Raw genomic sequence first — 22,300 nt, forward strand, 5'->3', positions numbered from 1 at the left:
CCAGCATAGGAGCATCATTTGGATTTTTCATTAGGTTGTGATATACAAAAGTCATGGCCGTTTATTAAAAAATAATTATAATTCGCATAAAATATACCCCATGGGAATAGTTGAGACCCTCATAAAAAAAGTACTGGAAAAAGGAACGATTACCTATAAAGAGCAATTATCGGAATCCGTTTATAAAGTCAGGATTAAAAGTGCCCATATTAGGAATGTAAATTTTAAACCAGGCTATTTTGTTCGTTTGGGGGTTGGTATAGGTCAAGAAGATTCGTCCATAAAGGACAAAGTAAGGAGCTATAGCGTTTGGGATATAAATCGCGAAAATGAGACCATAGACCTAGCCATCGCTACCCATAGTGGTGGAATAGGGGCGAATTGGGTCAAAAACTGCCAAACGGATACCAGGGTACATTTTAAATGGAAAAAAGGGAATTTTCTGTTGGATGACCAAGCGGATAGTTATCTCATGATCGGAGACTTATCGGCCTTGTCCCACCTTTATATGATCAAACGCAATTTATCCGCAGAGAAACAGATAGAAAGCATTATTTACAGTCAAGATATGACCGAACTCTTTGCGGACGTAGACGGTAAAACACCTTTTAATTTCTACGAAATGGAGCAAAACCCATATGAAGAAATACAACTAAAGCTGGAAGAATTACTGGCTAAGTTAAAAGGTACAAAGATGGTCTATATTGCTGGGGATAGTAGACTTTGTTTAGCCCTGAACCAGTATTTTAGAAAGCAACTTAATTGGAGCACCAAACAAATTAAGACCAAACCTTTTTGGAACCCGGAAAAAAAAGGGCTGGAATAGACTTCTTTTGATGCATAGAAGACAGAGCCGTTTTGCTTTGGGTATCACATTTACCACCCATTACCTTCTTTTACCTTTATTCGGGCAAGTGTAAATTACATCTTTGCTTGTCAAAAACAGCATATCCAGATGAGTGAAATTCCACCGAAAAAGAAAACTTCAAAAATTAGAATCTACGTAGATCTGTTCTTCTTCGCGCTAATGATTTTGGTACTCGTACCGCAGACCACGGGAATTCCAATTCACGAATGGGGTAGCTTTGTAATTATTTTACCGTTCTTTCTGCACCTTATCATCAATTGGAACTGGATAACAACAAACTCAAAAAAGTTTTTTAAGAAAGCGCCTAATAAGACTCGTTTTGACTATGTTCTAAATTGGACGTTGTACCTGTTTATGATTGTGCTAACGATTTCGGGAATCGCCATATCGGAGTCGGTTTTACCACTTTTTGGAATGCATCCTCAACCAGATAATTTTTGGACTAAAATCCATGACGTGAGTGCTGCGCTCTTCATGCTTATTTTTGGAATTCACATTGCCCTGCACTGGCGCTGGATAGTAGGGGCCTTTAGTAAACTCAAGTTTAAGGCAGATGTACATCACCTGACCTACGTGGGCACTATCCTTGCCAATAGGTCCCGCCAGCTGATGTTTCTGTTGGGTTTGAGTATAATACTGTCTATCTTGATTTATTTTGTAGAATATAGTTCTTGGGCCGAAGGCTTTAGGGAAGGTGTGCAAATCTCTACAGGCGAAGAACCCAAGAAACTAGGAAAAAGTTGGATGCGATACGTGTTGCCTTTTGTTAAGGTAGCCGTTCTTACTGCAGTCCCGGCTCTGATTACCGGAGGTATTGTTCGGATTAAAAAGAAACTAAAGTAAAACTAGGGGGAGTAGTGGCATTAACTACAGTCGTTACAAACCCCGGTAAGTACACAATTTACACTTTGCACATCATAGCCTTGGTCCAGTGCAAAGTTTACGGGAACGGGCAAACATTCTATAGTCTCGCATTGGGTGCACCTAAAATGAAAGTGGTGCAATGGTTTCTCCTTTTCATCGCACTTTATACAAAGGGCAAAATACTGCTTGCCATCATCTGCTACCACCTTATGCAGGACTCCATCATCACAAAAGCGGTTCAATACCCGGTAAATGGTAGCCCGGTCAATGTCCATGTCTATTTTTTGCTCAATGGCATTTTGGCTCATGGCTTTGGTGGTAGAGCTTAAAACAGAAAGTACCGCTTCCTTGGTAGGTGTATTTCGTCTTTTCATGAAAAAAGCATTTTTAAAATTAAATGCAACTGTGTTGCAATAATACAAAAATCTGCTATATTTGCAAAGTATACTAATGCGACAAATTCGCATTAAAAAATAATGTTATGACTACAGATACAAATTTTGATGTAATAATAGTAGGTGGAAGTTACGCAGGACTCTCGGCGGCAATGGCTTTGGGGCGCTCCTTACGAAACGTACTTATTATAGATGGCGGTAAGCCCTGTAACAGGCAAACGCCACATTCCCATAATTTTATAACCCTTGATGGGGAAAAACCAAGTGCTATAACTGAAAAGGCCAAGTCTCAGGTGTTAGCCTATGAGACGGTTACTTTTGTTAATGATATTGCCGTAACGGGAAATACATTGGGTGAAAATTTTCAGATTATAACGCAATCAGAAAAAATATATACAGGAAAGAAAGTGATTTTTGCTACTGGAATTCATGATGTAATGCCCAATATAAAAGGCTTTTCTAGCTGTTGGGGAATCTCGGTCGTTCATTGTCCGTATTGCCACGGATATGAAATAAGAAATAAAAAAACAGGTTTGATGGCCAATGGAGATAGGGCAATGCACTTGGCGTCCTTGGTTCATAATCTTACGAATGACCTCACGGTTTTAACCAATGGACCAGCCGATTTTAATGAGGAACAGCTGTTGAAGCTCCAAAAGAATAACATACGCATTATTGAAAAAGAGATATCCGAGATCGAACATGAAAATGGGTATATTAAAAATGTGATTTTTAAGGATGGAAGTAAAGAAGGTTTTGATGCTACTTATGCGAGTCTACCCTTTACACAACATTCGGATATACCGGCTCATTTAGGATGTGAGTTGAACGAACAAGGTTATATAGAGGTGGATGCCATGCAAAAAACCACAGTTCCCGGATTGTTTGCGTGTGGGGACAATACCACTCGCTTACGGTCTGTAGCATCGGCCGTTGCAGAAGGTAATAAGGCAGGTGCAATAGTGAATATGGAGCTGGCCCATGAAGAATTCTAAAACAAATACAACCCGTTAAAATGGCTGAATTTTGGGAAGATAATTTTGTGAACAAACAGGAAATGTGGGGCTTAAGGCCTGCAAAATCCGCTTTGTTGGCCAGAGACCTTTTTGTTGGGCAATCTGCCAAAAATATCCTTGCTCCAGGTGTTGGTTATGGCCGAAATGCACAACTTTTTGTAGAGCAAGGTATGCAGGTTACCGGCATTGAAATATCCAAAACCGCTATAGAACTAGCCAAAAAACATTACGGCAATACTATGAGTTTTCATTGCGGTTCAGTAGGAGATATGCCATTTGACGACGTGAAGTACGACGGAATTTTTTGTTACGCCCTCATCCATTTATTGGATGTTAAGGAACGCGCCAAGCTTATTCAGGATTGTTATAATCAATTGACGGAAAATGGGACTATGGTGTTTACGGCCATAACAAAAGACGCCACTAATTTTGGAAAGGGAAAATTAATTGGTCAGGACCGATACGAATTTCACCAAGGCGTACAATTATTTTATTATGATAAGGCATCTGTACAAACGGAGTTTGAAAAGTATGGACTCTTTAAAATTACAGAGGTAGAGGAGAGCCAACCTATGTATTTCATAGAATGTAAAAAAACGGCTGTTTAGTCCAACTTTATAAGTAAACTATAAGAGCTTACCGGTTTTTCCGGTAAGCTCTTTTGTTAGATTGGAATATATATGCCTACGGGGCTTCAAAACTTAACTGCTGCGTAATAAATTACAATTAGTAGCCTGAGATTTATGAGATGTTCAACAGTTTATACCTCTTGAAGTTGCGTGACTTCATTTAAAAAAGTGTTGTATTTCTCCAGTTCTAAGGGTACGTTGGCATTTTTCTCCATATCGTGAAAGTGATGCGTAGCTAAGCGTTCTAAACCCGCAAAAGCATTCATTTTATGAAAACCGAACATAACCCCATCGTCAACACTTTTTTGCTCAAAAAATTCATTTTCCAAAGTAAAAGCAGCTTTAGGGGCATTCCAACTTGTGGTTAAAATGTATTTTTTTCCATGCATTAAACCTCCGGTTCCGTAATTGATATCCGGATTTTTACTGCTTCGGCCATCACTGGTATAGATACCGTTTTGATGTCCTCCCGTAAATACCACATCAATATATTGCTTAAAACCAAATGGCAATTGAAACCACCAAATAGGCGTGTGGTAAATAATCAAATCTGCCCATTTAAACTTTTCAACTTCTTCCAATGGGTCATAGGAATCACCCACTTGTGTAGTCTGTACGGCGGTATCATCTAACGCCTTAAAATAGGCAACCGTAGTTTCAAACAGGGACTCGTTGAACTTTCCTCCGGAATGCGCAAAAGGATGGCTTCCATTTATAATAAAAATATTTTTCATCTGTCTTTTTTTAAATTCAAGACAAAATTAAAGTCATTACATCTATTGTAAAAATAATACAAATCATACCTTTGTATCAATAAATTTATAGATATGGTGAATTTGGAATGGTACCGGACGTTTAAAGAGATATATGAAAACGGAACTTTAACTAACGCTTCCGTAGCGTTATATGCCTCGCAGCCTGGGGTAAGCGTCCACCTAAACGCCTTAGAGGCCTATGTGGGTAAAAAGCTATTTGAACGCACCTCAAGAAAAATGATTCCAACGGAAGAGGGCAAGTTTTTGTACGAATACATCATAGAATCCATTAACAAGCTAGAGATAGCGGAACAACATTTTAAAAAAACTACCCAAGAAAAAAATCCATCGTTACATGTTGGGATGTGTTCCGAAATGTTCCAACACAGTATTGAGCACGTAATTCCCAAATTAGAGTTTGATTTGGTTGCCAAGTTTGGAGCACATACGGATTTGATAAAGGATTTAAACAATGGATTATTGGATTTGGTAATTACACCAAGAAAACAAAGTGATAAAAAATCTCTAGTAGAATATACGGCTTTTTCAAAGGAGCGGATTATTTTAATTGCTGGAATCAAGACGGATACATCTAGGGTAGAAGCCCATATAAAGTCCCACAATTATGAGGAACTGGAAGAAGAACTTCAGCGGAATACATGGTATAGTGCGTCTAATGAAATGGAGCACTTTAGACGTTTCTGGTATGAAAACTTTAAAAAGCGCCCTAGTTTTAAACCCAATTATATTCTGCCCAATATTGGCTCTATTATTAGGTGTTTGAGTAACGAAAATGGATTGGCCTTAGTTCCTGATTTTTTATGCCATGAGGCTATTTCAAATAATGAAATCAAGCGTATTTGGGACGGAATAGTAAACACGGAAAACACCTTGTATTTTGCATCCCGAACCGATTTAAAGTACAAGAAAGAGTTGAAAGTGCTCCAAGGTATATTCAGAACTAAAATGAAAACTGAGGTAGACAAAGGGGTTTAAACCAGAGCTGATTAATTTTTAGAATTAAAAAAAGCTTACCGGCAAGACCGGTAAGCTTTTTTGGAAAATCGGGGGAACTACAATTAGTTTAAACTAGCCAAAAGTTTTTCGGCTACGAGTTCAGATGAAGCAGGATTCTGACCTGTAATCAGGTTGCCGTCTTGCAATGCGTAAGCTGCCCAATCTTCACCTTTAGAGTAGATACCTCCATTTTCTTTTAATGCATCTTCAACCAAGAACGGAACAACATCCGTAAGCTGAACAGCATCTTCTTCTGTATTTGTGAATCCGGTAACTTTTTTACCTTTTACCAAGAATTCACCGTCATTTCCTTTTACGCTTTTTAGAGCGGCGGGAGCGTGACATACAAAAGCGATAGGTTTTTTCTGCTCATTGAATTTTTCGATTAAAGCGATAGAATTGGCGTCATTTGCCAAATCCCATAACGGACCATGGCCACCGGGATAGAAAACCGCATCAAAATCATCGGCATTCATATCTGCCAATACTTTTGTGTTCTTGATTTTTTCCTGTGCTACCGGGTCTTTCTCAAAACGCTCTGTATCTGCAGTACTTGCGTCTGGAGTATTACTGCTCGGGTCAATGGGAGCAGCGCCACCTTTTGGTGTTGCCAAGGTAATATCTGCACCTTTGTCCAATAATGTATAGTATGGATTTGCAAATTCTTCTACCCAAAATCCAGTTTTTTTACCTGTATCTCCCAATTTATCGTGAGAGGTTAAAACGAATAATATTTTCATCTTTTAAATTTTTAAAGTTCTATTTATTAATATGTCATTTTTACGATCTTCTCGGCATCCTGTGGGGTTAACGCCTGGCGCTCGCCAAGACCTTTCCAGCCACGATCGGTAAAGCGTTGCGCAATTTTTTCACCTGTACCCTCATACTCGGAAGTATAATCGGATAGTTTGGTGTCAATGCCCAACTCCTTAAAGAAGGCTTCCGTTTTTTCAATAGCGGCATACGCCTTGTCATCTATACTACCTTCGGTAATATTCCAGACACGTTTGCCATATTGAGCCAATTTCTCCTTTTTAGATTCAAAGTTGTATTTGTAATGACTTGGCGCAACTACCGCCAAAGTTCTGGCATGATCAATTCCGTACATTGCGGTAAGCTCATGGCCCATCATGTGAACGGCCCAGTCACCCGGAACACCTTGTTGGATAAGTCCGTTTAGTGCCATGGTACAGCTCCACATAAAGTTGGACGCCGCCTCATAATTACTAGGGTCTTTAATTACTCTAGGAGCAATCTCAATAAGAGTCTGTAAAATACTTTCTGCAAAACGGTCTTGTAAAAGTCCGCCCGCCGGATACGTCATATATTGCTCAAGAACATGAGTAAAGGCATCAGTGATACCGTTTACTAACTGTCTTTCTGGAATAGAAGTAATTACCTGGGGATCCAATACCGAAAACTGTGGGAATAGGGCAGGACCTCCAAAAGCTAATTTTTCCTGGGTCTCTTTTCTGGAAATTACCGTTCCCGAATTCATCTCTGAACCAGTAGCCGGCAACGTCAAGACCGTTCCAAAAGGCATTCCTTTTTTAATAGGCTCTCTTTTCTTTACAAAGTCCCATGGCTCATCACCTTCATAAACCGCAGCGGCCGATAAAAACTTGGTTCCGTCAATAACCGAACCACCACCAACAGCTAGCAAATAGGTAATATTCTCTTCTTTGATCACCTTTAGAGCATTCATAAGAACTGCATATTCCGGGTTGGCAGGTATACCACCAAATTCAACCAAATCAGCATTGGATAATGCTTTTTTAACTTGGTCATAAATACCGTTCTTTTTGATACTTCCACCACCGTAAAGCAATAATACTTTGGCATCAGAAGGAATTTCTTCCGTTATTTTCTTAATCGTATCTTTTCCAAAAATAATTTTGGTAGGATTCTTAAATTCAAAATTTGTCATAGTTTCTTTTCTTTTTTTTACTTCGGTCATTATATTTTAACGACCATTTTTCCCTTGTTTTTTCCATCGAACAAATCGATAAAGGCTTGAGGGATATTTTCAAAACCTTCTACTATAGTTTCGCTATAGGTCAATTTACCTTCGGCCAACCAAGTTGATAGTTGTTGAAGCGCCTCAGGGTATTTTTCCTGATAATTGAAAACAATAAACCCTTGCATAAGTGCACTGTTCCTCACTAAAAAGGGTTGCACGCTTACACTCTTAGGTAGTTCTGTATTGTTGTATACCGATATAGCACCACAAATAACCATCCTTGCAAAATGATTTATATTGAATAACACCGCATCCGAAATAGGACCGCCCACGTTATCAAAATAAACATCTACTCCGTTTGGTGCTGCTTTGGCAATGGCCGCAGTCATATCTTCAGTAGTATTGTAATTGATGCCCTCATCAAAACCGAATTTAGATTTTAGCATCTCTACCTTCTCATCACTACCTGCAATACCAACAACATGAAGCCCCAGTATTTTACCAATTTGGCCTACCACACTACCTACGGCACCGGCCGCACCGGAAACCACTAAGGTTTCCCCTTTTTTAGGTTTCCCAATTTCGTTGAGTCCTAAATAGGCCGTTAAACCGGTCATTCCCAGAATACCCAAATAGGCACTCAACGGCGCTTTGTCCGCATCAACTATAGTAAGGCCTTCTCCATTGGAAACCTGTTGGGTTTTCCAATCCAGGGTGCCCGCAAGGTAATCTCCCTCCTTAAACTCGTTGTGCTTAGATGCTATAACTTTTGCTACAATACCTGAATGCACGGGTTTGTTCAATTCAAAAGGAGCCACATACGATTTGGCATCGTTCATTCTTCCTCTTAAATAAGGGTCTACTGAAACGTATGCTGTCTCCAAAAGCAACTCTCCGTCTTTGATTTCTAAAGAAGAGTCATCCTCTATAAATTCAAAATCTGAAACCGAAGGTTTCCCTTTAGGTCTATTTTTTAATAAAATAGTTTTCATAGTATTCTCTTTTTGTAATTAGTCCATTACGGTAACTAAATCTTCTGTGCTCTTTCTTACCTTGACCAAATTGGCCAGCCAATCTTCTTCCGTTTTTCTATAACCAATCGGCAGTAAAACACAACTACGCAATCCTTTTGCCCTAAGACCAAGAATTTCATCTACGGCATCTGGGTCAAAACCTTCCATTGGCGTGGAGTCTACTCCTTCAAAAGCGGCAGCGGTAAGGGCTTCGGCAAATGCTATGTAGGCTTGTCTTGCGGCATGCTGGAAGTTCACTTCCGGGTCACGTTGTGGGTACATACCCAATAGTTGTTGTCTGTAATTTTCCCAACCCTCATTTTTAAAACCACGAATTTCATTGGTAAGGTCAAACATCTTATTGATGCGTTCCTCGGTATAATTATCCCAAGCAGCAAATATCAATAAGTGAGATGAATCTGTAATCACGGATTGGTTCCAAGCCACTGGCTTTATTTTTTCCTTTAACTCTTGATTGGTTACCACTATAATTTCAAAAGGTTGCAATCCACTAGAAGTAGGGGCAAGGCGGGCCGCTTCTAAAATACGGTCCACTTTTTCCTGTGGTACGGTTTCGCCGTTCATTGCTTTTGTAGCGTATCTCCAATTTAATTTATCAAGTAATTCCATTTGTATGCTGTGTTTAAAATGATTGTGTTTATATTTTTATACTGTTCCAGGCAGATTGATAGGCCTCTTCCAAGTGGTCTTCGTTCAGTTGAAAACGTCCTCTTTTTTGGGTAATCATCAAGAAGGATAAAGGATTGATGGAGTAGGCATACAAGATGTAATCCGATAACGGCTTAATCTTGCCTTCCTTCTTACCGCGCTCCCACAAATCCAACAGGGGTTGTAAGTGCCTAATCCCTTCTTCTCGACTTTGCTCGTCTATCATAGGCGTATTGTCGCACTGTGCCAAGAACATTGCTTCTTCGCATTCCTTTAGCTTAAAATCGGCAATACGTTTCCATATAACCTCAAAGCCTTCCTCAACCTCCATATTGGGGTCATAGGTAGCAAACGCGTAATCTGTAAAAGCTGCTTTTACCTCTATGTATACCTTGTTTACCAAATCCTGTTTGTTCTCAAAGTAGAGGTATATTGTAGCAGGCGATACATTGGCCATTTTAGCTATTTTGGACATTGGTGCGGCGTGAAAACCACTATTGTTCACCAATTCAATTGTAGCTTTGACCAGCGCATTTCTCTTAATTTGACTCTTTGTTAATTCTGCCATTGTTTCTAATTCTGGTACAAAGATAAGAATAAAAATGAACGTTCATTCTTTTTTAACAAAGGTTTAGTTTTTCAATGTCAATAGGGTGGGACTATCTAGGGATTACTTTAGTAGATTTGTATGCAGGCCGGTCTGGCCTAAGAAACTTTAAGGAGACAAACCATCCATTTAGTAAACATCAAGAATATGAGTGATAAGCAAGAATTGACCGTAGACCGTATTTTAACAGACCTAAAGCAGCCTACCATAGATTGGCAGCAAATATTGGAAAATGTAATTAGCGTTTTTGACTGTAGCACGGGAACCCTCCATTTCTTAGATCAAAAAACAGAACTATTACAATTACAAGCTCAGAAAGGCATTCCTCCATTTTTAATACCTAAACTATCTACAATCCCCATAGGCAAAGGAATGGCAGGTATTGCGGCAGAGCGTAAAGAAGCCGTAGAAATGTGTAATTTACAGACAGATGATTCCGGTGTTGCCCGTCCTGCTGCCAAAGAAACCAAAGTAGAGGGTTCCATTGCCGCGCCCATGTTACTTGACGGAAAATTATACGGTACCTTGGGCATAGCCAAACCGGTGCCCTATGATTTTACGGAAGACGAGCGCAATAGTTTGCTTAAAATTGGAGAAGCTATGAGCAAGGCCTTGGTAGGTTAGGTTTGTTCTTTTAGAGGGAAAATGTCAATCCCAACTTTAAGTTAGATGAACGGTCACTTTCGGTAGAGGTCGAAAAGCTGCTATACGAATAATTATATAAGGCAGAAATGCTTAAGTGTCCCGATAAGGGCATTTCTGCTTTAAGCTGACTTAATACGCGATGGTTGGCTATATAACGGTATAAGGGCTGAAAGTACAAGGTTCCCGTAAAGTCAAGTCCCGTTTTGGGAAAGGCGTAAGTGGCGGAAAGGTAGCTACTGTTCCGGTGATTGTTGAACTGTACCTCGGTATCTTTTTCAATTTCAATTTCGTACATGTAGGCATTACCAAAATAGACTTTGGCATTATCTTCCGAAACTAATTTTAAGCGTACACCAGCGCCCACCAAGCTCCTGTTGCGTATGGTGAGCAAAGTATTGTTCTGGTTTTGAATAAAAGCTTCCAACCTAAATAGGTCCGTTATTTTTTGATTGTACCTAACATGAAAGAAGTAAGAGTTTTGAAAATCTTCGTCCTTACTTCTAATAAGGTTATAGTTGCCTATGAAAAAGAATATTTTCTTAAGGTCTTTGGATTTTATCTGTGTGGTTAGATTGGAACCTACCTGAAGAATGTAAGCCCCATTATTGTCCGTATAGTTAAAAAGCAAATCGCTCTTTAAGGCAAAACGAACGGAATCTTTCTGCATTCGTTTAGATTCAATATTTACCAATTGGGCACTAGAACTATAAAAGAAAAGAAGGGCTATGCTTATGGGTAAAAGTTGTTTCATGCGGCAAGTGATTTTTTTTCAGCTGCAAAACTATCTAATTTCTATGTGATATAGGGAATTTAGGTGCTTTACAGATTAATTTCAAAGAAAAAAAATGGGTTTCCAGAGAAAAAAATTAAAGTAAAATCGTATTATTGGTATAAATCGGTTTGGAATTCCTTGTTTCTACGCTTGTCGTAATCCTTTGTGAAACCCAAGTTAGAGAAGCATAATGTTAAGTTTTGACTAGAGATACGTATGGAAATAGTAGGTGCATTACAGAAAGATATTGAAGATATCCAATCCATTAGCATTGTGCCCACTATTTTAGATGTGGTTTGCAGGGCTACAGGTATGGGCTTTGCGGCCATTGCCAGAGTAACCGATGAAACATGGGTAACTTGTGGGGTTTTAGATGCCATACCCTTTGGGCTTTCCGTAGGTGATGAACTTGAAATAGAAACTACTTTTTGTAAGCAGGTGCGTGAGAGCGATAAACTGGTAGTTATAGACCACGTGGAAAAGGATAAAGTATATCATAACCATCCTATACCTGCGCAGTATGGTTTTCAAAGCTATATTTCCGTACCTATTGTTAGAAAGAACGGCGAGTTTTTTGGGACACTTTGTGCACTGGATCCTAAACCGAACAAGGTGAACAACCCAGAAATTATAGCTATGTTCTCTATGTTTACGGAATTGATCGCTTTTCATCTAGATGCCCTAGAGACCATGCGTAGGCAAGATACTGCAATAAAGAAAAAGGATGTTGAACTTGCTACCTATGATTTTATTTCCAGTCATGATTTGCAAGAGCCGTTACGTAAAATCCAGATTCTAACGAGTACGTTAGAAAAGAAAGAAGAAAAGAATCTTTCGGAGAAAGGGAAAAAATATTTTAAGTCGATTAAAAAGGCGGCCACAAGAATGCGCAACATTCTTAATGACCTTTTAACGTATTCTGAGACGGAGTTTAAGCCTAAAAGTTTTAAGGAACTAGATTTAAATGTTCTTGTAAATCGGGCAAAAGCCAGGTTAAGTACACAGTTGGAAGAATCCAACGCTATTATTAATACCAATGATTTGTGCACGTTAAATATTGTTCCCATTCAAATGGAGCAACTCTTTTATAATCTCTTTGCCAACAGTTTGAGCTTTAGAAGTGATAAAAGACCGCTGCTGATCGAGGTGGATAGTAAGCAAGGTTTGGGCCAGTCTTTTGGTGTTCAAGGTCTAGAGGAAGCTAAAATGTATTGCGAAATCACAGTTAAGGATAATGGTATGGGTTTTGACCAGCAATACAGTGAGAAAATATTCGACATATTTCAACGTCTAAAAAGCAAGGAGAACGATAAATCTACAGGAATAGGACTCTCTATTGTAAGGCGTATTGTAGAAAACCACAATGGAAAAATTATAGCGATAGGCAAACCGGACCATTTTGCCATTTTTAAGATATACCTACCACTATAACTAATTGTTCGCTAAGCCATAGCGGGAGTGGCTACAGGTATTGAAAAAGCTAATTTTTCAATTTCATCCAACAATTCAATAAAATCTCTTTTAGAAGTTAACGGGTTCATAACGGAACATCGCAAAGTGCGTTCGCCATTAATTGTAGTCTGTACAATATAGAATTTTCCCGAAGCGATCAATTGCTTCCGTATTTCACCATTTAACCCGTTCAGTTCCGTGTTGTTTATTTTGTTACTTGGAATGTACCTGAAATTTACAATATTGGATTTCGGTTCGTGTACCAGTTCAAAATTGGGTTTTTCCGTAATAAGTTCCGATAAAACCTGTGCCGAATCATAGAGTCGATCTACATTTTTTTCAAAGATATCGTTACCGTACGTTTTCAGGAGTACATATACTTTTGCCGAAAGAAAAGGTTTGCTGCACTCAAAAGTACGTTTAGCGGAATTATACCATTCTTCGGTTTCGGGAGAATCCCACAAGTATTGTGCTCTTTGGGCAAAAGTCCTGTAAATTTTGTTTCCTTGTCTAAACAATAGGGCGGTGCTCAGTACCGGTGTCATCAACATTTTGTGAAAATCAATGACAACGGAGTCCGCTTTTTCTATTCCCTTGGTCAGTCCCTTATATTTTTCAGAAAACACGACCGCTCCACCGTGTGCGCCATCTACGTGTAACCAGATATTATTAGCTTCACTGAAAGTTGCCAGAGCTTCCAAATCGTCATAGGAACCGGTTGCGGTAGATCCGGCGCATCCTATTATACAGAAAACATGAAGTCCTTTTTTCTTTGCTTCTTCCAAGTATTGAGGGAGAAGGTCTGTCCGAATTTTAAAGTTCTCGTCTACAGGAATTTTTATGATTCCGCTATCGCCCAAACCTAAAATCCGTGCCGATCGATCAATACAATAATGCGCTTCATCGGAAACCATTACCGCTAATTTTTCATTATGGCCTTCTTCCCAAACGTTCTGTGGTGCTTTATCTTTTCTAGCGGCTAGTAAGGCGGTAAGGTTTCCCAAACTTCCCCCGGAAGTCATAAGGCCCGAAGCTAAATCTCCATAACCTATTTTCTTGGCCGTAAAATCTGTTACTACCCGCTCCATAGCATTTGAAACCGGTCCCATTTCATACACTCCCGTACTATTATTGATTAAATCCGTTACCAGTCCTGTTAAAGCGGTTATAGGTGCGGGCACAGCGGTCTGGTGCCCCATGTATTTAGGGTGCTGTGTTTGTTGAGACCTTTGGAGCAATGTGGTTAAAGTGGTTATGGGGTCGGAAGGTTGTTGAAGATCGTTCTCCCAGAACTGTAGCTCGTCTTCCGGAGCATTATTTGGATAGACCGTTTTGGTTTCCTGGCTTTGCAAATTTCCCAAGTGGTTGGCAAGGACATCGATCAGTTCTTTTCCTACCGCTCTAAATTTCTCCGCGTCATAAACATTTGTAAGACTTTGATCATTGGTCATTATGAATAGCTTTAAGGTTCAACATCATCCTTTATTCCACACAAAGCTAGATATCTTTACTTATAAATATAAATACTTAATTTTGATGAATTCATAACAAATATGTATTACTGAAATGGATTTACAACACATACGTAGCGCCGTACTGCTCTCCAAGAAGTTAAACTTTACTAAGACGGCAGAAGCGTTACATATTGTTCAGCCCGCCTTGAGCCGGAAAATAAAACAACTGGAAGAGGCTATTCAGGCGCCATTGTTCAAACGAAACAAACGGAACGTAGAGTTGACGAATGCGGGAAACTATTTTATTCCTGAAATGGAGAAGCTATTACTTCAGTATGAATTCATTTTAAAACGAACCCATCAAATTCACAATGGAGAGGTGGGGGAACTAAAGATAGGTTTTACCCATTCCGTAATGCAGTCCATTCTGCCGGAAATTCTCATTAGCATTCGGGAAAATCTACCGGGCATGAAGACTATATTGAAAGAGCTTAACAACCGTGACCAATATATACGTTTGCAATCCGGTGAATTGGATATTGGTTTTGCCACCAATCCCCTTGTCCCAACAGGGTTAAAGAGTAAAGTTTTGCATATAGATAATTATGCGGTATTGGTGCCCAAAGGTTTTGATATAGACCGGTTACAAAAGAAAGGGTTCTCGATGTTTGCCAAAGAACCTTTTATATTTCCTTCAAAAACAGATGGACCTAACTATGTGAACATTATTGAATCTATCTGCACCAATGCCGGCTTTATACCTAACGTGGTACATGAAACAGATTCTGTCAGTACTAGTATACGATTGATAGAGGCTGGTATGGGAGTTTCGTTGGAGCCAATTTCCTCGCTTCGCGGATTAAACCTGCCTATTGATTTTTATGAATTGGATGATACACCTCAGAAAGCACAATTAACTATGATTTGGAATCCGAAACTTGAAGTTGAACATCCAAAACTGTTCACACTTTTACATGATACCTCTAAAACTTCTTAAAAATTGTGGAGTTAAAAATCCTGGTTTACCATTCACTTTCCTTGCATTACTAGCATGTTTTTGGGAAAACTCTTCTCTGTGCTACCGTTCATTCGCCTAATATTAGAATCGTTATTGTTAAAATATTGACAAATTGTAATTTTTACAACACTTATTTGAATTTAAACTGCGGGATTAGGAATTAAAACTTTTTGTTACATTGATATCTTATCAGTTTTACTACAATTTTGTATAAAAAAAGGAAATAATGCCTAGTTTAATTAACGAATAGGCATTAAATACACAAATACCTCTCATTTTTATAGGTAACATAGCATAGCATACCGAAAAATATTGCATAAAACCTTTAAAAGTACAATTTTTCCTCATAAAAATTTCTACCTTAATAGGGTGGAACGAGGGGTGTAGTTTAGTGTCCTCTCTTCTCATCAAAAATTCGTTTAAAAGTTCTTTATCGGAATTGAGGTTACATATAGTATTTGAACCGACCCGATTAGAACTGTAATTCAGAATTTATCAGTGAGTAAAATTAATGGATATTAACCCCGCTAAAAATGAAACCATGGCATTTGTACTTTCAAGCATGATGGAATTGGGGAAAAGAGCCCCAGACTTTAAGTTGCGTGATACCGTATCAGGTAAGGTATTAACTTTGGACAAACTAAAATCTGATGTAGCTACAGTTATTTTTTTTATCTGTAACCACTGCAGCTATGTACATCACATAAACCCAAAACTTGTAGAGGTTGCCAATAAATATCAAGCCCAAGGGGTACAATTTATTGCAATAAGCAGTAATGATATAAAGCAATTTCCCCAAGATGCCCCTGTATTTATGGCACAAATGGCCAACTATCATAAATACCCGTTTCCTTACCTCTATGACGAATACCAAGATGCAGCAATAAGTTATGGAGCGGAATGCAATCTTGATTTATTTGTTTTTGATAGTGATTTGGCCTGTGTTTATACCGGCCGCTTTGATATGACCCGACCCAACATTCAACCAGCTACCGGAGCAGACCTTTCCGCTGCCTTGGATGCAATATTAGCTGGAGAGGAAGTAGACTCCAACCAATATCCGAGCATGGGTTCTAGTATTGCATGGAAACGAGGAGTGCCTAGAAAGAACTTAGAAATGTATTACTAAAACCACAAGTTTAAACTGTAGTGGTAGCGGAGCAATCGGTTCGTTTTAGCAACATATATTCTCCATTATTTTTAAACTGGCGTAAAGAAGTACCTGAGTAACGTTTGAAGGTTTTGGATAAATGGCTTACATCTGTAAAACCTAGGTCATCTGCTATCTGGGTAAGTGTGTAATCGGAATTCAACAAACGTATTTCTACAAGTTTCAATTTTCCTTTAATGATGTATTCCCGAAGCGACATATTTACTTGTTTCTTGAAAAATTCACTTACATAGGTAGGGGACATCATGAAAACCTCTGCCAAATTCCCAACTTTCAGTAATTCCGGTTGGTCTATATGTTCATTGATATAGGTTAGCATTTTATTTATGCGATCATCAGTATTGTTCTTTAGTATTTCATAAAAGTTGCCCGCCTTAATGTTTCTAACGAGGATTTCCATAATACATACCATTAGACCTTTAACCAAGGCGATGGATTCGTTTCTGTAGGTCATGGACTCCTGTAAAATCATGGTTGTCAAAATAGACAGGTGCTGCCTGTCCATCTCACTTTTAATAATATCGCCGGGTAATTGATTGTAATTACTAAGGATGTAAGAAGCTTCTTTAAACCATTCATTCCTTTCTTCCGAGTTTCGTTTTCCGCTTTTAAAAAAAGAGTCTGTAAACTTTAGAAATACAAATTTTGTAGGTTTTTCAATGGTAAAAGAATGACATCTTAATGGTGGAAGTAAAAAGATACTTCCCTTGCTGTAGCTGTGATGGTTATAGTTAATGCACTGTGTACCTTCACCATCTCTAATGAGAACTAGTTCAAAAAAATTATTCTTAACAGGCCGTTGTTTCCACTCTATTAATTCAATTTCTTGTATTTCAAAAGGTTTTTTTGCTTCTAGTATTTGCATAACATACGCTATCTACTTCAAAAATACAAAATTGTGCCCACACGGTCATTGACTTTAACTTAAATAACCTTTAAAAATACATATTGTTCAGGTTAAATCGAGTGAAAAACGGATTGTGGTATCACACTAGCTAACTTAGGTTTCATTTCCATGTATAATGAATACTTGTAAACTGAGCATTCAAAATGTATTTAGGCTAGGAAAAGTCCATGATTAAAGAGATGACCGTGACCTAAATAATTGAAGAAGTAATCTACTATTTTCTTCAGCTAATCTTGAATTTAGACAACGGAATTAAGGAAATTTTAAGGCTTTTGAGCTCCAAAACCTCGGTTTTTACCAACATCCCCTTTTATTATACTCTAAAATGAACGAGGTACACACTTAAATTTGCATCAACAAAACAACAGACATAAAATATATAAAATGAGCACACCTAACATTGCCAAAGAAGACATACTGAACGCTTTTAATTATAGACACGCTACTAAGGAATTTGATGCTAACAAAACCATTTCTGATGCGGATATGAAATTTATCTTAGAAACGGCACATTTATCGCCCAGTTCATTTGGTTTTGAACCTTGGCATTTTGTGGTGGTGCAAGATAAAGAGTTAAGAGAGCTTTTAAAACCTGTTGCTTGGGGCGCACCTTTAAAATTAGATACTGCCAGCCACTTTGTTTTAGGTTTGGCAATGAAAGCGCCTATGGTAAAGCATAATGCCCCTTATATAGAGCATATGATGAAAGAGGTAAAACAAATGCCTGCCGAAGTTATAGAAATGTATTCTAAATTTTACAGGGAATTTCAAGAGCGCGATTTTAATCTGGATACTGATAAAAAGTTATTCGATTGGTCTTCTAAGCAAACCTATATCGCATTGGGTAATATGATGACATCAGCGACATTAACAGGCATAGATTCTTGCCCAATTGAAGGATTTCATCAAGAAAAAGCAGAGGCTTTATTACAAGAGAAATTTGGAATTGATACCGATAAATACGGACTAGCTTTTATGGCCGCCTTTGGATATAGAAAAGCTGACCCAGAGTTTCCTAAATCTAGAAGAGATTTTGATGACATTGTAACTTGGAAGTAAGGACAAGTTCACTTAAAAATCACATTTATGAAAGCAATAGGATATAAAGAAAATCTTCCGGCAACAGATGTTAATTCGCTTCAAGACATAGAAGTAGTAACGCCTAGAGCAACTGGTAAAGATATTTTAGTTGAAGTAAAAGCCATTTCTGTAAACCCTGTAGATTATAAAATTAGAGCCAATAGACCAGCTTCAGATGGAGAATGGAGTGTTATTGGTTGGGATGCTACAGGTGTTGTTAAGGAAGTGGGAGAAGATGTATCTCTTTTTAAAGTAGGTGATGAAGTTTGGTATGCTGGTGATTTAAACCGGCAAGGTAGTAATGCCCAATATCAGTTGGTTGATGAACGTATTGTAGGTAAAAAACCTGCAAGTTTATCGTTTGCAGAAGCCGCTGCCTTACCATTAACCACCCTTACAGCTTACGAAATGCTGTTTCATAGACTAGAGGTTTCTAAAGATGAAGCCAACAAATCTATTTTGGTTATTGGTGCTGCTGGTGGCGTGGGTTCTATTTTGGTACAACTGGCTAAAAAGCTTACAAAATTGAATATTATTGGTACCGCTTCTAGAGAAGAAACAACTTCGTGGTTAAAAGAATTGGGTGCAGATACGGTAATTAATCACAGAAATAAGCTTAGTGATGAATTTGAAAAATACCACTTGCCAGCACCAGAGTATGTGGTGAGTTTAAATGCTACGGAACATCACGTAGATGAAATTGCTAAACTGATTAAACCACAAGGGAAATTCGGATTTATAGATGACCCAAAATCATTAAACGTGATGCCTTTTAAAGGTAAAGCGGTTTCTACACACATTGAGTTAATGTTTACGCGCTCTATGTTCCAGACCGATGATATGATAGAGCAACACAATATCTTAAACGAAGTTTCTGAGCTTATAGACAACGGAACAGTAAGAACCACATTGGGAGAAAACTTTGGAGCAATAAATGCTGAAAATCTTAGAAAAGCTCATGCTTTCTTAGAGACAGGAAAAGCAAAAGGTAAAATTGTTTTAGAAGGATTTTAGACTCTATGAGTCAAATAAATTAAGCAAAATGAAAAATATATTATCAATTTTAGCTGTAACGGCTGTATTTGCAAGTAACAAGATAACTGCACAAACACCAACAACAGACGACATTAAGTCTGTAAATGAAGTGGTAACCGCAGATAATGTAGAATGGGGCTGGTTAAACCCATTACGAGGCGATAAAAGTCCGGCTGCAGGAAAACTTTGGGGCAATAGAACTAAAAACGAACCAGCGGGATTTTTGGTGAAATTCAAAAAAGGATTTTCGTCACCACCACATATTCACAATATAACTTATAGAGGTGTAGTAATTAAGGGATTGTTACATAATGATGATGAAAATGCAGAAAAACAATGGCTACCAGCAGGTTCTTATTGGCAACAGCCAGCGGGAGAAGCGCATATTACCGCTGCTGACGGTGAAGAAAATTTAGCTTTTTTAGACATTCAAGAAGGTCCGTATTTGGTAAAACCAACATCAGAAGCTTTTGATAATGGCGAAAGACCTGTAAATGTTGATAAAACAAACTTGGTTTGGTTAAATGCTAACGACATCCAATGGGTTTCTGAAAAGAGCAATGTAGAAACCGCATTTTTATGGGGAAGTCACAAAGAAAATCAATTACGTGCCACGCTATTAAAATTGCCTGCAGGCTTCAACGGAAGCATAAAAAATTTGAGTCCAAACTTTAGAGCGGTTATAATTTCCGGAGGATTAACACATCAGTTTTCTAAAAAAAACGCTAAAGCTGATTTACAACCTGGCTCTTATTTTGGTGCAGAAGAGAATGCGATTTCTTTTATTTCAACAGAAAAGGAAACAGTGCTGTATATAAGAAGTAACGGTGATTTTGAAGTTAAATAATGATGAAAGGGATATACTTTTTACATCCCTAGGAGTATTGGGTTAAAATAGAATCAAAGCAAATTTATGAGTTACGTCCAATTCTAGGTCACACTCAAATTACTTTGAACGGGTTTTTATTATTTACGACGAATAAAGTGAATTGTTTATGGAAAGCCTGACGATATATTAGCAATAAGTTAATGAAGGTTTTACCTTTGCATGCTTTAGAAAAAGATATAATGAAAGAGCCCTTATTTGAAATACAGGAAAAGAAAACGGATAAAGAACTATATAGTTACCAGCAAGGTGCCATTAGTCGAATATTCGAAAAATTCGATAATGAAAGAGATGACTACCACTTATTGTATCAATTACCTACTGGAGGCGGAAAGACTGTTATTTTCTCGGAAATAGTCCGTCAATACCTTAAAAATCACTCAAAAAAGGTCTTGGTGATGACCCATCGTGTAGAACTTTGTAATCAGACCTCAAAAATGCTTACTAGTTTTGGGGTGATAAATAAAGTAGTCAACAGTAAGGCCAATCTAGACGACCAAGAACGTTATAACTGCTATGTGGCCATGGTGGAAACCTTAAATAATAGGCTTAATGATGGTATATTGGATATCTCTGATGTTGGTTTGGTCATTGTAGATGAGGCCCATTATAATTCCTTTACAAAACTGTTCAAGTTTTTTGAAAATTCTTTTGTTCTTGGGGTAACAGCAACACCTTTGAGTTCCAATAAGGACTTACCCATGAATAGCAATTACGATGAGTTAATTCCTGGGGAATCCATAGAAAACTTAATAGAAAACGACTTTTTGGCCAGGGCGGAAACTTTTCAGTATGATATGGGATTGACTTCTTTGGAAGTAGGTTCCAACGGGGATTACACGGTTAAATCTTCTGCGGACCTGTATACAAGTCCGTCTATGTTGAACAAACTGCTGGAAGCTTATACCAAGCATTCCAAAGGGAAAAAGACGTTGATATTCAACAATGGTATTGAAACTTCAATTCAGGTATATCATACTTTTAGAAATGCGGGATTGCCCATTATGCATTTGGATAATACTGCCACAAAAAAACAACGAAAACAAATTTTAAAATGGTTTCATGATACTCCGGATGCCATATTAACATCCGTAAGTATTCTAACCACTGGTTTTGATGAACCCACTATAGATACCATTATCCTTAACAGGGCCACAAAATCTTTAACATTGTATTACCAAATGATCGGTAGAGGTTCACGAGTATTGAACAACAAATCCAAATTTACCGTAATTGATCTTGGTAATAATATTTATCGTTTTGGCCCATGGGGTGCGGACTTAGATTGGGAGGCTATTTTTAAATCGCCTAATTTCTATATAGACCGTATTAAGGATGATGAGGAAATTGAAGGTAGTTTTAAACATGAGTTGGCAGATGACATTAAATCTGAATTTTCAAAATCCAAAGACACTTATTTAGATATTAAGGCTTTATATAAAGATGCCACCTTTTCGGGGCAATCTTCTAAAGTGGTACTGGAAAAATCCATCGAGCAACATGCTTACATCTGCATAGAAAACAGTGAGGATTTATACGACGCTCTTGCCCTAGCAAAATTACTTAAAGGAGATATAGATAATAGGATACAGGTATATAGCAAATGTATAAGTAAAAGCACCTATAATTTTATAAGCTGGCTAAAACTGGATTATCAGAAAAAGCTGAACACATATCTTCGGGAAAACTTTGATTCCGTTTTTGAACAAATTCATGGTCATCCGCCAGAAGATTAATTTAGTTTAAGATGAAATGTAAGTGGTAAGTATCAAGTTCTTTCGCTAAATTTATAGAACTCCATAAAAAGAAGTTAGTATGCGACAAAAATCTTGCGACCACATAAAAGCCATTTCCAAGATTAAAACTGCTACTGAGCGTGTTTGTGAGGAATGTATTAAGCTGGGCGATGGCTGGGTGCATTTGCGCACATGTCAAGAATGTGGTGTAACACTTTGTTGTGACGATTCTAAAAATAAACATGCTACGGCTCATTTTCAGGCAACCAAGCATCCGGTTATAAATTCGGCAGAACCTAATGAAAAATGGTTTTGGTGTTATCTTGATAATGCTTTTGCAACCTATTAAAC

At 38.1% G+C, this 22,300-nt stretch carries 24 protein-coding genes; 14 read left to right on the forward strand and 10 right to left on the reverse strand.

Annotated elements, in window-relative coordinates; all coding sequences use genetic code 11:
* Positions 1–100 precede the first annotated feature (100 nt).
* Both H9565_RS13010 and H9565_RS13015 read left to right on the forward strand, forming a co-directional pair.
* Positions 101–826: an SIP domain-containing protein gene (locus tag H9565_RS13010; RefSeq protein ID WP_215440326.1), complete on the forward strand. Its 726-nt coding sequence runs from the start codon at positions 101–103 to the stop codon at positions 824–826.
* Positions 827–955: 129 nt separating this feature from the next.
* Positions 956–1,711, forward strand: coding sequence for a DUF4405 domain-containing protein (locus H9565_RS13015; RefSeq protein ID WP_215440327.1), 756 nt, complete (start codon positions 956–958; stop codon positions 1,709–1,711).
* Between the two features lie 20 nt (positions 1,712–1,731).
* On the opposite strand, the gene H9565_RS13020 is transcribed toward H9565_RS13015, so the two are convergent.
* Positions 1,732–2,106: a Fur family transcriptional regulator gene (locus H9565_RS13020; protein WP_215440328.1), complete on the reverse strand. Its 375-nt coding sequence runs from the start codon at positions 2,104–2,106 to the stop codon at positions 1,732–1,734.
* 107 nt (positions 2,107–2,213) lie between these two features.
* Between H9565_RS13020 and H9565_RS13025 the strand changes: the two genes are divergently transcribed.
* Complete coding sequence (locus tag H9565_RS13025; RefSeq protein ID WP_215440329.1) at positions 2,214–3,122, forward strand: NAD(P)/FAD-dependent oxidoreductase; 909 nt, start codon at positions 2,214–2,216, stop codon at positions 3,120–3,122.
* A 20-nt stretch (positions 3,123–3,142) separates the two neighbouring features.
* A complete protein-coding gene (locus H9565_RS13030) occupies positions 3,143–3,751 on the forward strand; it encodes a class I SAM-dependent methyltransferase (RefSeq protein WP_215440330.1) in 609 nt (202 codons plus the stop codon).
* Between the two features lie 152 nt (positions 3,752–3,903).
* Here the strand turns inward: H9565_RS13030 and H9565_RS13035 are convergent, their stop codons facing one another.
* On the reverse strand, positions 3,904–4,506 hold the full coding sequence (locus tag H9565_RS13035; protein WP_215440331.1) for an NAD(P)H-dependent oxidoreductase: 603 nt from the start codon (positions 4,504–4,506) through the stop codon (positions 3,904–3,906).
* Between the two features lie 93 nt (positions 4,507–4,599).
* Here H9565_RS13035 and H9565_RS13040 point away from each other — a divergent pair, with 93 nt between their 5' ends.
* Entirely contained in the window at positions 4,600–5,523 is a 924-nt protein-coding gene (locus tag H9565_RS13040; RefSeq protein ID WP_215440332.1) for a LysR family transcriptional regulator, read from the forward strand.
* An 83-nt stretch (positions 5,524–5,606) separates the two neighbouring features.
* Here H9565_RS13040 and H9565_RS13045 read toward each other — a convergent pair whose 3' ends face one another.
* The 5 genes from H9565_RS13045 to H9565_RS13065 are packed head-to-tail and all read right to left on the reverse strand — an operon-like array spanning position 5,607 to position 9,754.
* Positions 5,607–6,284, reverse strand: a complete 678-nt coding sequence (locus tag H9565_RS13045; protein ID WP_215440333.1) for a type 1 glutamine amidotransferase domain-containing protein — start codon at positions 6,282–6,284, stop codon at positions 5,607–5,609.
* A 26-nt stretch (positions 6,285–6,310) separates the two neighbouring features.
* Positions 6,311–7,471: an iron-containing alcohol dehydrogenase gene (locus tag H9565_RS13050; RefSeq protein ID WP_215440696.1), complete on the reverse strand. Its 1,161-nt coding sequence runs from the start codon at positions 7,469–7,471 to the stop codon at positions 6,311–6,313.
* A 29-nt stretch (positions 7,472–7,500) separates the two neighbouring features.
* On the reverse strand, positions 7,501–8,496 hold the full coding sequence (locus tag H9565_RS13055) for an NADP-dependent oxidoreductase (RefSeq protein ID WP_215440334.1): 996 nt from the start codon (positions 8,494–8,496) through the stop codon (positions 7,501–7,503).
* 18 nt (positions 8,497–8,514) lie between these two features.
* The gene (locus H9565_RS13060) at positions 8,515–9,147 is read right to left on the reverse strand and encodes a nitroreductase family protein (protein ID WP_215440335.1); all 633 of its coding nucleotides are present in this window, start codon (positions 9,145–9,147) and stop codon (positions 8,515–8,517) included.
* Between the two features lie 28 nt (positions 9,148–9,175).
* On the reverse strand, positions 9,176–9,754 hold the full coding sequence (locus H9565_RS13065) for a TetR/AcrR family transcriptional regulator (protein ID WP_215440336.1): 579 nt from the start codon (positions 9,752–9,754) through the stop codon (positions 9,176–9,178).
* A 186-nt stretch (positions 9,755–9,940) separates the two neighbouring features.
* Here H9565_RS13065 and H9565_RS13070 point away from each other — a divergent pair, with 186 nt between their 5' ends.
* Positions 9,941–10,417 (forward strand): GAF domain-containing protein, encoded by a 477-nt coding sequence (locus H9565_RS13070; protein ID WP_215440337.1) that lies wholly within the window; start codon positions 9,941–9,943, stop codon positions 10,415–10,417.
* Between the two features lie 10 nt (positions 10,418–10,427).
* Here the strand turns inward: H9565_RS13070 and H9565_RS13075 are convergent, their stop codons facing one another.
* Positions 10,428–11,189 (reverse strand): DUF481 domain-containing protein, encoded by a 762-nt coding sequence (locus tag H9565_RS13075; RefSeq protein ID WP_215440338.1) that lies wholly within the window; start codon positions 11,187–11,189, stop codon positions 10,428–10,430.
* A gap of 237 nt (positions 11,190–11,426) precedes the next feature.
* On the opposite strand from H9565_RS13075, the gene H9565_RS13080 reads away from it, so the two are divergent.
* A complete protein-coding gene (locus H9565_RS13080; RefSeq protein ID WP_215440339.1) occupies positions 11,427–12,641 on the forward strand; it encodes a GAF domain-containing sensor histidine kinase in 1,215 nt (404 codons plus the stop codon).
* 11 nt (positions 12,642–12,652) lie between these two features.
* On the opposite strand, the gene H9565_RS13085 is transcribed toward H9565_RS13080, so the two are convergent.
* On the reverse strand, positions 12,653–14,113 hold the full coding sequence (locus H9565_RS13085; protein ID WP_215440340.1) for a pyridoxal phosphate-dependent decarboxylase family protein: 1,461 nt from the start codon (positions 14,111–14,113) through the stop codon (positions 12,653–12,655).
* Positions 14,114–14,228: 115 nt separating this feature from the next.
* On the opposite strand from H9565_RS13085, the gene H9565_RS13090 reads away from it, so the two are divergent.
* Positions 14,229–15,113: a LysR substrate-binding domain-containing protein gene (locus H9565_RS13090; RefSeq protein ID WP_215440341.1), complete on the forward strand. Its 885-nt coding sequence runs from the start codon at positions 14,229–14,231 to the stop codon at positions 15,111–15,113.
* Between the two features lie 562 nt (positions 15,114–15,675).
* Entirely contained in the window at positions 15,676–16,263 is a 588-nt protein-coding gene (locus H9565_RS13095) for a thioredoxin family protein (RefSeq protein WP_215440342.1), read from the forward strand.
* Between the two features lie 10 nt (positions 16,264–16,273).
* On the opposite strand, the gene H9565_RS13100 is transcribed toward H9565_RS13095, so the two are convergent.
* Positions 16,274–17,170: an AraC family transcriptional regulator gene (locus H9565_RS13100; protein WP_215440343.1), complete on the reverse strand. Its 897-nt coding sequence runs from the start codon at positions 17,168–17,170 to the stop codon at positions 16,274–16,276.
* Positions 17,171–17,596: 426 nt separating this feature from the next.
* Here H9565_RS13100 and H9565_RS13105 point away from each other — a divergent pair, with 426 nt between their 5' ends.
* The 5 genes from H9565_RS13105 (at position 17,597) to H9565_RS13125 (ending at position 22,298) form a co-directional block, all read left to right on the forward strand.
* Positions 17,597–18,271: an NAD(P)H-dependent oxidoreductase gene (locus H9565_RS13105; protein WP_215440344.1), complete on the forward strand. Its 675-nt coding sequence runs from the start codon at positions 17,597–17,599 to the stop codon at positions 18,269–18,271.
* Between the two features lie 27 nt (positions 18,272–18,298).
* Entirely contained in the window at positions 18,299–19,306 is a 1,008-nt protein-coding gene (locus H9565_RS13110) for a zinc-binding alcohol dehydrogenase family protein (RefSeq protein WP_215440345.1), read from the forward strand.
* Positions 19,307–19,334: 28 nt separating this feature from the next.
* Positions 19,335–20,174: a DUF4437 domain-containing protein gene (locus H9565_RS13115; RefSeq protein ID WP_215440346.1), complete on the forward strand. Its 840-nt coding sequence runs from the start codon at positions 19,335–19,337 to the stop codon at positions 20,172–20,174.
* Positions 20,175–20,395: 221 nt separating this feature from the next.
* The gene (locus H9565_RS13120; protein ID WP_215440347.1) at positions 20,396–21,949 is read left to right on the forward strand and encodes a DEAD/DEAH box helicase; all 1,554 of its coding nucleotides are present in this window, start codon (positions 20,396–20,398) and stop codon (positions 21,947–21,949) included.
* Positions 21,950–22,028: 79 nt separating this feature from the next.
* Complete coding sequence (locus tag H9565_RS13125) at positions 22,029–22,298, forward strand: UBP-type zinc finger domain-containing protein (RefSeq protein WP_215440348.1); 270 nt, start codon at positions 22,029–22,031, stop codon at positions 22,296–22,298.
* The last annotated feature ends 2 nt before the right edge of the window (positions 22,299–22,300 follow it).

The sequence above is a fragment of the Zobellia russellii genome, from assembly GCF_018728565.1.
Lineage (GTDB): Bacteria > Bacteroidota > Bacteroidia > Flavobacteriales > Flavobacteriaceae > Zobellia > Zobellia russellii.

Bases quoted from the DNA above. Each gene is read 5' to 3' on its own strand.
- H9565_RS13085 (WP_215440340.1), bottom strand. From the start codon at position 14,113: ATGACCAATGATCAAAGTCTTACAAATGTTTATGACGCGGAGAAATTT.
- H9565_RS13065 (WP_215440336.1), bottom strand. From the start codon at position 9,754: ATGGCAGAATTAACAAAGAGTCAAATTAAGAGAAATGCGCTGGTCAAA.
- H9565_RS13110 (WP_215440345.1), top strand. From the start codon at position 18,299: ATGAAAGCAATAGGATATAAAGAAAATCTTCCGGCAACAGATGTTAAT.
- H9565_RS13010 (WP_215440326.1), top strand. From the start codon at position 101: ATGGGAATAGTTGAGACCCTCATAAAAAAAGTACTGGAAAAAGGAACG.
- H9565_RS13060 (WP_215440335.1), bottom strand. From the start codon at position 9,147: ATGGAATTACTTGATAAATTAAATTGGAGATACGCTACAAAAGCAATG.
- H9565_RS13055 (WP_215440334.1), bottom strand. From the start codon at position 8,496: ATGAAAACTATTTTATTAAAAAATAGACCTAAAGGGAAACCTTCGGTT.
- H9565_RS13125 (WP_215440348.1), top strand. From the start codon at position 22,029: ATGCGACAAAAATCTTGCGACCACATAAAAGCCATTTCCAAGATTAAA.
- H9565_RS13105 (WP_215440344.1), top strand. From the start codon at position 17,597: ATGAGCACACCTAACATTGCCAAAGAAGACATACTGAACGCTTTTAAT.
- H9565_RS13035 (WP_215440331.1), bottom strand. From the start codon at position 4,506: ATGAAAAATATTTTTATTATAAATGGAAGCCATCCTTTTGCGCATTCC.
- H9565_RS13040 (WP_215440332.1), top strand. From the start codon at position 4,600: ATGGTGAATTTGGAATGGTACCGGACGTTTAAAGAGATATATGAAAAC.
- H9565_RS13020 (WP_215440328.1), bottom strand. From the start codon at position 2,106: ATGAAAAGACGAAATACACCTACCAAGGAAGCGGTACTTTCTGTTTTA.
- H9565_RS13025 (WP_215440329.1), top strand. From the start codon at position 2,214: ATGACTACAGATACAAATTTTGATGTAATAATAGTAGGTGGAAGTTAC.
- H9565_RS13120 (WP_215440347.1), top strand. From the start codon at position 20,396: ATGAAAGAGCCCTTATTTGAAATACAGGAAAAGAAAACGGATAAAGAA.
- H9565_RS13045 (WP_215440333.1), bottom strand. From the start codon at position 6,284: ATGAAAATATTATTCGTTTTAACCTCTCACGATAAATTGGGAGATACA.
- H9565_RS13050 (WP_215440696.1), bottom strand. From the start codon at position 7,471: ATGACAAATTTTGAATTTAAGAATCCTACCAAAATTATTTTTGGAAAA.
- H9565_RS13015 (WP_215440327.1), top strand. From the start codon at position 956: ATGAGTGAAATTCCACCGAAAAAGAAAACTTCAAAAATTAGAATCTAC.
- H9565_RS13075 (WP_215440338.1), bottom strand. From the start codon at position 11,189: ATGAAACAACTTTTACCCATAAGCATAGCCCTTCTTTTCTTTTATAGT.
- H9565_RS13095 (WP_215440342.1), top strand. From the start codon at position 15,676: ATGGCATTTGTACTTTCAAGCATGATGGAATTGGGGAAAAGAGCCCCA.
- H9565_RS13100 (WP_215440343.1), bottom strand. From the start codon at position 17,170: ATGCAAATACTAGAAGCAAAAAAACCTTTTGAAATACAAGAAATTGAA.
- H9565_RS13115 (WP_215440346.1), top strand. From the start codon at position 19,335: ATGAAAAATATATTATCAATTTTAGCTGTAACGGCTGTATTTGCAAGT.
- H9565_RS13080 (WP_215440339.1), top strand. From the start codon at position 11,427: ATGGAAATAGTAGGTGCATTACAGAAAGATATTGAAGATATCCAATCC.
- H9565_RS13090 (WP_215440341.1), top strand. From the start codon at position 14,229: ATGGATTTACAACACATACGTAGCGCCGTACTGCTCTCCAAGAAGTTA.
- H9565_RS13070 (WP_215440337.1), top strand. From the start codon at position 9,941: ATGAGTGATAAGCAAGAATTGACCGTAGACCGTATTTTAACAGACCTA.
- H9565_RS13030 (WP_215440330.1), top strand. From the start codon at position 3,143: ATGGCTGAATTTTGGGAAGATAATTTTGTGAACAAACAGGAAATGTGG.